The organism is Faunimonas pinastri, from assembly GCF_900110915.1.
GTDB lineage: Bacteria > Pseudomonadota > Alphaproteobacteria > Rhizobiales > Afifellaceae > Faunimonas > Faunimonas pinastri.
On the sequence record NZ_FOFG01000032.1, the window covers coordinates 1 to 10,594 of the forward strand.

Here is a 10,594-nt window from a genome sequence, read left to right on the forward strand (position 1 = left end):
GCCGAGAAGCGGAACGCCGAGAACGTGACCTTCACAGAGTCGGCCGCTGTGGCAGGCTGGTATCTGGAGAACTGGAATGATCGGAAGGCTCTTTCGCGGCCGTTCGAACCTGCGGCAGCAGCAGAATAAACCTGCCGCGTCAGACGGCATAAACCGCGATCCTGAAAGACTGCCGAATAGCACGCAGGTGCTCGCCGCCTCGATTGCGCGCGATCTTGAATTGCTCGGGTCCATCACTGCCAAAGCGGAGTTGGACATGCTGACCTACTTGATCGACCTAGCTCGCGTTGAGGCAAATCGAGCAGCCGGCTCGCGTGCGGGCTAGTTCCAGTCTCAGCGTGAGCTCCGAATATTTGAATAAAATTCAAATACAACCTTCGATTGCTGGAATGAGCGCTTCTCTAATTGCAAGAGAACACGCTCAGGTCGAAAGGTACCATCATGAATGCAACCAGCGAGGAATTCTCCGAGTGCCGGGCTCACGTCTCCCTGGGGAGGAAAGTAGCCCGTGTTCGAAACGCTCGAGGAATGTCGCAGGCCTCATTCGCAGCTGTACTGAACGAGGAAGAGGGGTGGGTGGCAGCTTGCGAGCAGGGCTCGATGGAGATCACCCTCAGCCAACTGTGCAAACTGTCGGAAATCCTGCACGTCGCCGTCTCTGAGTTGCTGTCGTCACCCTCCTCCGCGGCCGAGATGTCGACTGAGGAGCGCGTAGCAGCGGCTCAGGCCAATCATCCTGATCCGACAATGGCTGCCCGGGCCAGATTGCTCGGGGACGAGTACTAAGGCCGCAACGAGCTACGTCACCCGTCGCAGGCACAGCCGGTGTCCTTGTGGCATTCATCATTCCGGGTGATGCAGCTATTCCCGCATGCTTTGCCTTTGTGACAGTGCTTGCAGCAGGACTGTACGGGAATGCGGGACATGTTCGCTGGTGGCTTCGCCTGGAGCAGAGCAGGAAACTGAGAGGCAGTACCCGCCAGCGTGACAGGACTGGCCGCAAGCGCCGCAATTGCGAACGTGCTGATCCCGAACGCGAGTTGAAGTCCCTTCATCGTCCCCCCCGAAGTTTGTTCAACGAAGACCCTACCGACGGGCTCGAGATTCGCCAGCAGCACATGATCAGCCTAAACGGGACTGACAAGCGGTAGTCAACCGCCCTTCCCTGCTGCGAACTCCTTCAGCAGCCGCATCATCTCCCGGGTGGAGGCCAGCTCTTCAGCCCGCTCTTCGACGTGATGCTCCTCCTCTCGATGCTCCAGCAGCGTGGCAATGCGTTCGAGCGCATCAGCCGCACGCTCGTCCGCCTCAGCGATCCGGTTGAGCGGCAGGGTGTCCATAAGCGCCGCGCCGCGCATTTTGGGTTCTTCCACCTCCGCACCGCGCTTGCGCCCCATGAGCACGCCAACCGCCGCCGCGAGAGCGGTTCCGACGAATAGGCCAGCATTGACGACCCACGACCCTGCCGACGTGAGAGAAGAGAGATCACCACCTTCCGCTGCCACCCGTCCCCGCCTTTCTGGCGGCGCGGAGATAGCCGGCCTGCCCTGCGTCCTTGAAGGCGCATCCCACGTTGTAGACTTCCGCCAGTAGCAGCAGCGGGTAGATCGCCAGTCCGGTCGGAACAGTGCCGACGGTGAAGAAGCCGAGAGAAATCTCGGCCCAGAAGAAGCAGGACACGAAGGCCATGCCGGCACGCGCCCAATAGCTCGGATAGAGCGAGCCGTTCACGAAGAGCGCCCCCAGGCGAAGCCCTCCAGCCACGAGACAGGCCCAGCCCCAATGGTCCTCCGTCGCGAAGCGCGCCAGCTCGGCGTAGGAGGCCCCTTCGAAGGTCGGGTGGGGATCGAGCAGGACACGCCCGAAGTTGGCAAGCAGCCCAGCCAGCAGCCATTCCGTCGAGCGCACCCGGAAGTGCGCCCGCAGGCTGGTCACCATGCGGAAGATAATCATCCCGACTGGTCTCCCCTGCACGTCCGCACCGCTGTTCGCGCGGCGACTGCGTCGCGGAATATCTGCCAGAGCGGATCCGTGCGCGGCAGCTTGTCCAGCTCCTGCGCAAGCTCGGTCTGGAAGTCGACCGACCAATCTCGCACCTGCCCGCAGGCCGGCTTCAGGTCTGGCACGGACGTGGCCGGTTCAGAACTTGTGCTGACGCAGCCCGGCAAGAAGCTCGTCGTCAGAAGCAGGATTGGCAGCAGCCTTGGATTGGGCATCGGCTTTCCTCGCGATCTCGGCGGTGACGGCGCTTTTCTCTGCGGTGACGCCCGATTGCACCGTGGCGTGTGCCTCACCGTCCTTCGCCTTACGGGTCGCGAAATAGGCCGCGAACGCGCCGAGGATGGCCTTGAGGATGACCGACCAACTCACGGCGCGGCCTTGTTGCGGGCCTTCCACGCGGCATAGCCGGAGGTGACCGCCGTAACGACGCCGGCCGCGCCGCCGATCAGGAGGCCGACATTATCGGGCGTGATATTCGCCTGCGCCCAGTCCGCGCCGATGTACTTGGCGGCGAGCCCGATGAGAACGGGCGTGACGAAGCCGGCGATCGCCGCCCACTTCGCCTTGCTGGCGGTCTGGGGCGTGCCGGGTGCGGCGCTGTTGAGGGTATCGTCCATGATCGCTCCTATTCCGCCGCCTTGGCGGCCGTGAGGGATTTGGTGATGGTGGCGTAGACCGTGGCCGCCTTGGTCAGGGCGGTAGAGGTCGAGACATCCGTGGTGTCGTTGCAGAGGACCGTCATGCCGGCCCATGCCGCCGCCTCGTCATCCACGACCTTGCTGGAGAGCTTGCCGGTCGTGGCAACCGTGGCGAAGGTGACATGCGCCGTGGAGGCGAGCGCGCAGATCTGCGGCAGACTCTTCTGGATGGTGCTGTCGATCTTGTCCGTGGTGGACGTAGAGCAGCCGCCGGCGATCACCGCGACGCCCAGCGCCGCGCATGCGAGAAGTTTCATCGATATGTCTCCTGAAGGTCGGCTTGCCCCGCCGTGGGGATCAGGTCAGGCGAGCGCGGACGGGAAGCGGCCGGCGACGGTGGCGAGCTGGCTCACCGCCGACAGAAGGTCGGAGCGCAGCACGAGGTAGTCTTCGCCTTCCGGCCAGGCCTTGCCGGGCGCGGGATTGATCGGCGCGCCGAAGGTGAGATCGTTGCGAGCGATCATCGTGGCGTAGTCGATGACGCCGCTGTCGTTCGCCTGGAAGCCGGAGGTGGCGCCCATGACGCGGCGCGTCCAGCCGGTGCCGAAGGTCGCCCAGGTGCTGAGCGACTTCATGAAGGCGAGCCGGTCTTCGCAGATGATGCGGATCACGGCCTCTTCGTCCTTGCGGGCCGCGTCGATCACCGCCGCGAGCGTCAAATTGCCTATGACGCCGTCGGCGCTGGCGCCGACCGCCTTCTGCAGGCTCTTCGCGGCCCGGGCCGGGCCCGAGTTCACCGCGAAGTCGAAGACGGCGAAGTCGATGCCGGACGGAAGCTCGTCGCCGCGCACGACCCCCCAATAGCCGTCGCGGTAGATGGAGCGGATCTCGGCGTCGGTCACCATCGTTACGCTGCGCATGGGCACCTTCTGCAGCTTGCGCCATGCGTCATAGGTCGCCTGCGTGACGCCGGCCTTGGTCAGGCCTCCGGGATCGAGGGGATGATCGGAAACGCCCCCCTCATAGGCGAGCGTCACCTTCAGCGAAGGCTCGAAATCGGCCACTGTCATGGAAATCTCCGGGCATGAAAAAACCCGCTCGCGGCGGGCTGAAGGGCGGATCAGATCGACGCGGTTACAATCCGAACCGCGCCTTGATGTACGCGGTCACCGTCGCCAGATCGGCCGCGTGCGCATCGGCAAGTAGGTCAGCGTTGAAGACAAACGCGCCAGCGATGTCTGCGGCGATCGGATAAGTGGGCGTCTCGCTGGCGCCCATGTACATGGTCGTGTTGTATCCGGTCGCAGTCATGGTGCCTGTGCTGACGGCACCGTCGTCGAGCTTCAACCGCCCCAGCTTGTCGGAAAAATCTTGCGAGCTCGCGACGACATGGAAGACTGTCGCGTCGAGCCCCGTCGGGTAGGTCAAATTGCCATTGGTATTGCCGTCGGCCATTTGCAGATTGGCGTTGTTGACCTGCAGCACATGCTTGGTCGCCGCCGGCACCAGATCCGTCAGGATCTCCTGCACCCCGCCGGCGGTCGACGCGAGCTTCAGGACCGCGATCTTGGTGATGTCTCCCGTGGATGGCAGCGTGCCGGAAAAGTCCAGTCTGTTGAAGACGGAGTTCGTCGCGCTGCCGGCGAAGCGTGCGACCGGACGGCTGCTGACAACCTTGTCCACCCAGGTCGGCCGATAAGCAGTCGTCGCCTGGGCAAAACCCCGGCTGTTGCCGCTCTTGTCCGCCACCGCAGAGATGAGGCCGCTGGAATCCAGCGTCACGGAATCAGCGTCGAACTCTACCCAGGAGTAAAGGCTGGTGATCGCCTTCATCGCCGCCGCGAGATCGGAGATGCTGGGCTGCGTGGTGGTGTTGCCGGTCACGCCGGCAAGCGTGATGAAACGCTTCATGCGACTGCTGCCTTGAAGGTGATGAGCGGGTTCTTCAGGACGAGGCCGGGGAATTGGCGGCTTTCCAGCGTGACGCCGTTGATCGTGTCGCCGCCGTCGAAGCAGTTGCCCCAGGCCGAAGCATGGGTTGCCGAGCCCGGCCCCATATAGGCGTAGTCCAGCTGCCCGGCCGCATCCTGGCTGATGGTGATGTCAAAGCCGTCGCCGGCGACCTGGTCGCCGGCAATCGCCACCCCGGTGCAGACATTCACGCCGGCGACCATGTAGCGGAAGCCGTAGTGACCGTCGGGCACTGCCTCACAGGTCTGCGTCGCGGCATAAAACGTCGCCGTGTCGAAGTTCGCTCCGCCCCACGGCACGGTGCATCCGGCGTCGCGCCAGATCCGAAGCTTCACCGTCGTACCTAATCGGGTGACGGTGATGAACTCGCCGTAAGCCACCCAGCGCGAGCCGGACACGTCCTCCACGAGCCGAGCCTTGCCGCTGTATTCCCCGTCGAGAATGTACCCCTGCGGCGCGAAGTGGAACTCGTTCGCATTCGCACCGTCGGCCGTGTCATGCAGGCAGACATAGCGGGAATGGGTGATCCGGGATATATCCGGGTTCGCCCGCACCCAATCGACGATTGCCTGCGCCGTTCCGCTGCCATGGCTCTGCCCGTCCGGCGGAGTGCCAGTGGTCAGGCATGGCGCATCCATGAGAGCGACGGCGATGACCGGCCCGGAAATTTGGCCTGTAGCGGATTGGAAGGCTGCCGCATATTCCGCCTGCAGGGCGGAAAGGAAGGCACCCACACCGGCCAAGTTCGGAGCGCAGGTGAGCTGCGTTCCCGAAGGAATTGCGGCAGTCAGAGCGGCGCTGATCGTGATTGAAGTATTGGCGACATAGCTGGCGATCGTTGCGCCAGACGGAATGCCGGTATCGCTACTGACGAGTTCACCAAGATGGATGCCGCTGGTGCTGTCGACCGCGATCGTCGCGTCTCCGGCAGCGGCGGCGACCGTTGTTTTCGGGATCCCATATTCCCGGTCGTGCTCCTGACCGAGCAGGCGGACCCAAGGAGCGTTGACGGTGCGTCTATACTTGGTCGCGATGGCAGCCAGGGCTTTGATCTCGACCACGGCATTGCTGAAAGGGTTCTGCCCCTTGGAGACTTCCAGGATGCTCTTCCCCGGCGCCCCGTGGGCGCGACCGACATAGGTCTTCCAGGGCAGCCCTAGCTTGTCCCGCCAGGTGCAGAGCCACGCAACCATGCCGGTTTCACTGGTTTCGCCCTGTTGGGAGTTCGCAATCGCCGCCTCCTGCAGCGGAACCAGGTCGGTCAGGTAGGTTGCGGTAAGCAGGTTGTTGCCTGCCCCATGTGCGCCGGTGCCGTAGATCGCGTTCGACGGGTCAGGCGGAAAGCCGAAGCCACTATGCACGAGAACAGCAGGAGGCGTCGTGTCGACGACCTTGGCACCGCTGGAGCCGTTAGTGCCGGTGGCCGTCGAGGTGCCGGTCGACGGCAGGTATTCGATCGCGCCGAGCGCGGCTCGCATGGCCGTCGTTGAGGCAACATCCTTGCGCTGCAGGTACTCCATGACGGTCGGATACGGATTGCCCTTCCAGCCGGTTTCCAGCGCATCGTTGAAGCGGTAGAGGGTGCCTACCGCCGCTTCCCGGCGGACGTTGAAGGGATTCGCCGCGCCCAGGATCTCCGACGCGGACGGGAAGAGCTTCAGGTCAGGAACGAGATCGCCGACCGCTTCGCTCGCTAGCCGGAGATAAACGGTTCCGTCGTCCCTCCAGGCAAGCACCGGCCTACCGTCCGCGCTGAGGAAGCCGCCGACATAGCCGCCGATCAGCAGCGCTTCATCATCGTACTCCGTCTCGTCATTTCGGGTGAAGGACAGGCGCAGATCCTCGTCCATGCCGAGCACTACGACGTCATCCTCGGTAGCGATCAGCTCGTAAGGCACGTAGCCATTGGCTTCGGTGCCCTCCAGCACGACCTTGTCGGCGTTGATCACGCCATCGACGACGCCAGCCCCATCCTTGCCGTTCGTCCCATCTTTACCGTCACTGCCATCTGTCCCGTCCCTGCCGTCAGTCCCATCTTTGCCGGCCGGGATCTGGAAGTTGACGAGCTGCTCGGGAACGTCTCCCTCAATGGTGATCTGGACATCGGAACCCGGCTCGCCGGTTACCAGGGTGCCCACCTTGAGGACATTCGCCGGGCCGACCGGGCCTTGCTGCCCGGGAAGGCCGGGAACCTCGATCTCGACGGCGATAGCGTCAGGTTCTTCGATCACCGTCACGGCAGGTGCGTCAGTCACTATTGATGCCTCCAATTCCCGTGATCATCCCGGCAAGCAGGGTTCGCTGTTCGCCGGAGGCCCATTGCAGTTCGAATTCGTATGAGGTGAGCCGGCCGGAGGGGATGGACCGAGTATCCTCAACAGTCGGGAGCCAGGTGACAGCTCCGTCCTCTTGCTGCGTGAGCCCGCCTTCCGCGTCCGTCGTCTTGCGGATCACCGCCTTCGGCGTTTGGATCGTCAGGACTGCCCGTTCCCATCCCGACCAGGTCTGCGTGGCTCCATTTTGAGTGACGGCTACTCGGAACGTCATGGGGCGGCTGTTGCCGCGGACGATCTCCAGGTTGAAGGTTGCGGGTCTCATGCTGCGGTTTGCCCGTCGAGGGTCCAGACGGCGGCGGTGCCTGTGCTGTTTTCGAAGACGGCCAGCCGCGCCACGGCTTTCTGCCCGGCGGTTCTGGTGTGGCCGGCATAGCTTTCCATCGCCGCGCCGGATGCGGGTGCAAAGGTCACCTGCCCGGCCCCGCTCTGCTTGACGGTGACCGCGAATCCCGCCGGCGCGTCGGCGGCCAGCGTCAGCGTCGTGGCGGTGGCCTTGCTGATCGAGACGAGCGCGCCGCTGTCGCCGGGAAGCAGCGTGTAATTTGCCGTGGCGGCGACCACCGGGCGCAGCAGTGCCAGCCTTGCCCGGCCGGAGGCGGCTTCGATGCGGACCGCTTCGATCCAGGCCGCCCCGTCGGGCGAGACCTTGACGTGGAAATCGTCGTCGCCGGTGAGCCCCATCTCGGCGCGGCCGGAATACGCGGTCTGGAAGAGCAGCGACGCGGTGCCGGCCGTCGCCTCCTTGTTGACCTTGAACTGGATGTCGCCGTTGCCGCCGCTTGCTGCCTCGAGCGCGGTGAAGAGCACGGCGTTGAGCTTGGCCGCAAGGAGGTTGGCGTCGTCCGCCGCCGTGCCGATTCCGAGCTTCGGAATGCCGGCGGCGAGCTGCGCCTCCGTCAGCGAGGCCGCGCCGGAAGCGGCGGACACCCAGGCAGAGCCGCTCCAGACCAGCAACGCACTCTCATCCGCCACCCAGACGAGCCAGCCCTCGGCCGGCGCGAAGAAGGACCATGCGCCGTCGGTCCAGCTGGCAAGGTTGAGGTCTTTGCCCGCCCAGGCGCCGGTGGCATCGGCGGCGACGATGTAGCGGTCGCCGTCGGCCGGGGCGGCGGGCGGGGCGGCGAGATCGCTGTTCTTCACCGCGAGCTGCACCAGCGCATCCAGCATCCCGAGCGCCTCGTTCAGGGTGACGTGCTTCTGCGCCTGTGCGGCTTCCAGAAAGGGAAGCTTCAGGTTGGTCGTCTCGGACATGGTGGCTCCGTCAGATGGAGAGAGTGGCGGTTCGGCTCTGGCCGCGCCCGAAGGTGATCGAGATCTGCACGACCGCGATCGTGAGCGTGGCCGGCAAGGCACCGCCCCAGTCGGCAAGCTGGTCGGCGGCGCTGTAGAGGACGGAGGGCGAAGAAGCGGAGAGCGTGCGCTTCACCGCCCCGCCGTCGAGGATATCGACTGCGTAGGCTTCGCGTTCTTCCGCCAGCGGCACCTCAATTTGCGCCCAGCTATCGCCGTTCCGCCGCGTGCGGCGGACCCAGGAGACCGTCACATCACCGGTCACGGCATCGCGCTTTGCCCGGATATGCACCGGCGAGAGTGGTCGCAGCCCTACGCCTTCGAAAGCGCGCGTGGCGCTCTGGAAACTGGCGGCGGACAGATCGGCGGCAGCCGGTCCCCACTTCCAGTTGAAGGGCAACTCGCGTTCGTCCGGCACCAGCGTTGCCTGCTCGCAGGCGCTATCCAGCAGCACGATCCTCGCACCGCTGGCGACGGGATCGCGCATCGCGCCTTCCGTCCCCGCCTGCCCGCGCAGCAGCCGGGAAAGCCTGTAAGTCTTGCTGCCCGTCAGCTCGGCATCGGCGAACTGCAGCACCTCCCAATCGCCATCGGCATTCTCGACGCAGAGGACATTGCCGCCATCGAAGACCAGCAGATCCTCCTTGGCGGAAAGCTGGTCGTCGCCATAAAGCCGGAGAAAGACCGAGTTACCCCGGTCCCAGCGGCTGGTCGGGCCGGAATAAAGGGGCGCGGTCAGTTCACCCATCGTCGCCGCCTGGTCGAGCCGCGTGTTGAGCCGGAAACCTGTCTCGGCAGGCGAGCGATAGACCGCCACGTCGCGCCAGGGGCTGGCATAGGCGGCGAGTGTCGGCGCCGCATCCGCCTCGGTGCCCTTCAGCAGCGGCAGGTCCATGAAGGCCAGTTCCGCCGGCCCGTCGGTGGTTCGAAGCCGTCTCATGCGCCGCCTCCCGTGGGTCCGTAATCGCGCAGCGCGCCGGGCTTCAGCTGGTAGACCGAGCGGTCGGTGCGCTCCCCCTCGAGGTCGCGCTGCGCCGCATCCGAGATGGTGCTGACGCGCAAGCGCCAGTTGCGGCCGCCAAGGCTGAAATCGGCGACATCGCCGGGCTCCAGCGCCAGCGCGCTTGGCGGCAGCGACAGGGTGCCCGCCTCGCGCTTGACGTAGGCCTCGATCAGCATGGCCTCGGCGAGGCCGATCGCGTCCGCCTGCTCCATAACGAAGGGCACCGAGGTGCTCGTCACCCGCGCCGACTGCGAGGAAAGCCGCCGGCCATAGGCATTGGCGGAACGGTAGTCGGATGCCGCATCGGTGTAGCTGAGCCGGACGGAGAGCGGCAGGTCGGTCTCCTGCGCCCGCGTCAGCTGGAAGGCTGCCGCGACCGTTCCGTCGCTGCTGTCGCTGGCCGTCACCGCGAGATCGTCCTCGGCATAGCTCACCACCGACGGCCGGTCGCGGCGGCGGAAGACGATTTGTCCTTCGCTTTCCACCCCGTCGAAGAAGAAGGCCGTGCCCAGCGCCTCGATGGCATCGCGCGCGCTCGGCGCATCGTCCAGAACGTAGCCGGTGACAAGACCGGCGAGTTCCCCGGCATCGAAGCGAGTAAAACTCTGCCGCGACAGGATATCGGCGATCACCAGATCAACCGGCGCCAGTCCGGCCCGTCCGTTCAGCCAGTGGCCGTAGGTCCAGTTCGGCGTGTCGCGCCAGAAGTCGGAGGAGGACGGGTAGAAGGGGAACGGCCGCGCATCCCAGGTCCAGATGCAGATCCGGTCGGTGTCGAGCATCGGGCCGCCATAGACGGAGGAGACCGGGTTATGCCCGGCGTCCGCGTCCCAGTAGCTCAGCTGCGCTTCCAGGAAGGCGCGCTGGGCCAGGTCATCACGCCAGCCATTGGAGTGATACGGAAAGGCGCTCTCCGACGACTTGGGGTCGACGAAGACATTCGGCTGGTTCGGCCCCTTGTCCGCTGCCGGGCAGCCGAGTTCGGTGAACCAGATCGGCTTGGATTGCGGAACCCAGGCCGTTGCGGTGTCGCTCTCGGTTCCACCCGGCCGGTCGTAATGCGGGTTCGACCACCAGGAGCGGAGGTCTTTGTAGCGGAAGACCCAGGGCTTGCCCGCGCCGCCGTCGGTGATTGCCGCCCGATTCTGCGTGTCCCGGTCGGCTGACGAGGGATAGTACCAGTCGAACCCCTCCCCGCCCTCGATGTTGGACTGCAGGTAATCGCGGTCGCTGATCCGCCGCATCGGCTGCCAGTCGCGATGATCCTCGCCGTCGCGCCAGTCGGCGAGCGGCATGTAATTGTCGATGCCGACGAAGTCGATGTTGTCGTCGGCCCAGAGCGGATCGAGGTGGAA

Annotated in this window: 13 protein-coding genes; 1 reads left to right on the plus strand and 12 read right to left on the minus strand. The window is 65.1% G+C overall.

Annotation, left to right across the window (positions count from 1 at the left end; translation table 11 throughout):
• Positions 1–600: 600 nt before the first annotated feature.
• Positions 601–786 (plus strand): hypothetical protein, encoded by a 186-nt coding sequence (locus BMY25_RS21410; RefSeq protein ID WP_346432161.1) that lies wholly within the window; start codon positions 601–603, stop codon positions 784–786.
• 365 nt (positions 787–1,151) lie between these two features.
• Here the strand turns inward: BMY25_RS21410 and BMY25_RS20070 are convergent, their stop codons facing one another.
• From BMY25_RS20070 to BMY25_RS20125, 12 genes are all read right to left on the minus strand, one after another.
• Positions 1,152–1,505: a hypothetical protein gene (locus BMY25_RS20070; protein WP_143062079.1), complete on the minus strand. Its 354-nt coding sequence runs from the start codon at positions 1,503–1,505 to the stop codon at positions 1,152–1,154.
• Positions 1,486–1,953, minus strand: a complete 468-nt coding sequence (locus BMY25_RS20075) for a hypothetical protein (protein ID WP_143062080.1) — start codon at positions 1,951–1,953, stop codon at positions 1,486–1,488. Before BMY25_RS20075 ends, BMY25_RS20070 begins: the two co-directional genes overlap by 20 nt.
• 186 nt (positions 1,954–2,139) lie before the next feature.
• On the minus strand, positions 2,140–2,397 hold the full coding sequence (locus tag BMY25_RS20080) for a hypothetical protein (protein ID WP_143062081.1): 258 nt from the start codon (positions 2,395–2,397) through the stop codon (positions 2,140–2,142).
• Positions 2,367–2,618, minus strand: coding sequence for a hypothetical protein (locus tag BMY25_RS20085; RefSeq protein WP_092500031.1), 252 nt, complete (start codon positions 2,616–2,618; stop codon positions 2,367–2,369). Before BMY25_RS20085 ends, BMY25_RS20080 begins: the two co-directional genes overlap by 31 nt.
• 8 nt (positions 2,619–2,626) lie before the next feature.
• The gene (locus BMY25_RS20090) at positions 2,627–2,956 is read right to left on the minus strand and encodes a cell wall anchor protein (protein WP_238858447.1); all 330 of its coding nucleotides are present in this window, start codon (positions 2,954–2,956) and stop codon (positions 2,627–2,629) included.
• Positions 2,957–3,001: 45 nt separating this feature from the next.
• On the minus strand, positions 3,002–3,709 hold the full coding sequence (locus BMY25_RS20095; protein WP_092500033.1) for a glycoside hydrolase family 108 protein: 708 nt from the start codon (positions 3,707–3,709) through the stop codon (positions 3,002–3,004).
• A gap of 64 nt (positions 3,710–3,773) precedes the next feature.
• Positions 3,774–4,550 (minus strand): hypothetical protein, encoded by a 777-nt coding sequence (locus BMY25_RS20100; RefSeq protein ID WP_092500035.1) that lies wholly within the window; start codon positions 4,548–4,550, stop codon positions 3,774–3,776.
• A complete protein-coding gene (locus BMY25_RS20105) occupies positions 4,547–6,865 on the minus strand; it encodes a hypothetical protein (protein WP_143062082.1) in 2,319 nt (772 codons plus the stop codon). The genes BMY25_RS20100 and BMY25_RS20105 overlap by 4 nt, the downstream gene beginning before the upstream one ends.
• A complete protein-coding gene (locus BMY25_RS20110; RefSeq protein WP_092500039.1) occupies positions 6,858–7,208 on the minus strand; it encodes a hypothetical protein in 351 nt (116 codons plus the stop codon). The genes BMY25_RS20105 and BMY25_RS20110 overlap by 8 nt, the downstream gene beginning before the upstream one ends.
• The gene (locus BMY25_RS20115) at positions 7,205–8,197 is read right to left on the minus strand and encodes a DUF2793 domain-containing protein (protein ID WP_092500041.1); all 993 of its coding nucleotides are present in this window, start codon (positions 8,195–8,197) and stop codon (positions 7,205–7,207) included. Before BMY25_RS20115 ends, BMY25_RS20110 begins: the two co-directional genes overlap by 4 nt.
• Positions 8,198–8,207: 10 nt before the next feature.
• Complete coding sequence (locus BMY25_RS20120; RefSeq protein WP_092500043.1) at positions 8,208–9,176, minus strand: GTA baseplate fiber-binding domain-containing protein; 969 nt, start codon at positions 9,174–9,176, stop codon at positions 8,208–8,210.
• Positions 9,173–10,594, minus strand: a 1,422-nt coding sequence (locus BMY25_RS20125; protein WP_177176972.1) for a glycoside hydrolase/phage tail family protein, incomplete at its 5' end; no start/stop codon positions are given. The genes BMY25_RS20120 and BMY25_RS20125, both read right to left, overlap by 4 nt.

Excerpts from the sequence above, each read along its gene's own strand:
- BMY25_RS21410 (WP_346432161.1), top strand. The coding sequence starts at position 601 with ATGGAGATCACCCTCAGCCAACTGTGCAAACTGTCGGAAATCCTGCAC.
- BMY25_RS20075 (WP_143062080.1), bottom strand. The coding sequence starts at position 1,953 with ATGATTATCTTCCGCATGGTGACCAGCCTGCGGGCGCACTTCCGGGTG.
- BMY25_RS20085 (WP_092500031.1), bottom strand. The coding sequence starts at position 2,618 with ATGGACGATACCCTCAACAGCGCCGCACCCGGCACGCCCCAGACCGCC.
- BMY25_RS20090 (WP_238858447.1), bottom strand. The coding sequence starts at position 2,956 with ATGAAACTTCTCGCATGCGCGGCGCTGGGCGTCGCGGTGATCGCCGGC.
- BMY25_RS20095 (WP_092500033.1), bottom strand. The coding sequence starts at position 3,709 with ATGACAGTGGCCGATTTCGAGCCTTCGCTGAAGGTGACGCTCGCCTAT.
- BMY25_RS20100 (WP_092500035.1), bottom strand. The coding sequence starts at position 4,550 with ATGAAGCGTTTCATCACGCTTGCCGGCGTGACCGGCAACACCACCACG.
- BMY25_RS20110 (WP_092500039.1), bottom strand. The coding sequence starts at position 7,208 with ATGAGACCCGCAACCTTCAACCTGGAGATCGTCCGCGGCAACAGCCGC.
- BMY25_RS20115 (WP_092500041.1), bottom strand. The coding sequence starts at position 8,197 with ATGTCCGAGACGACCAACCTGAAGCTTCCCTTTCTGGAAGCCGCACAG.
- BMY25_RS20120 (WP_092500043.1), bottom strand. The coding sequence starts at position 9,176 with ATGAGACGGCTTCGAACCACCGACGGGCCGGCGGAACTGGCCTTCATG.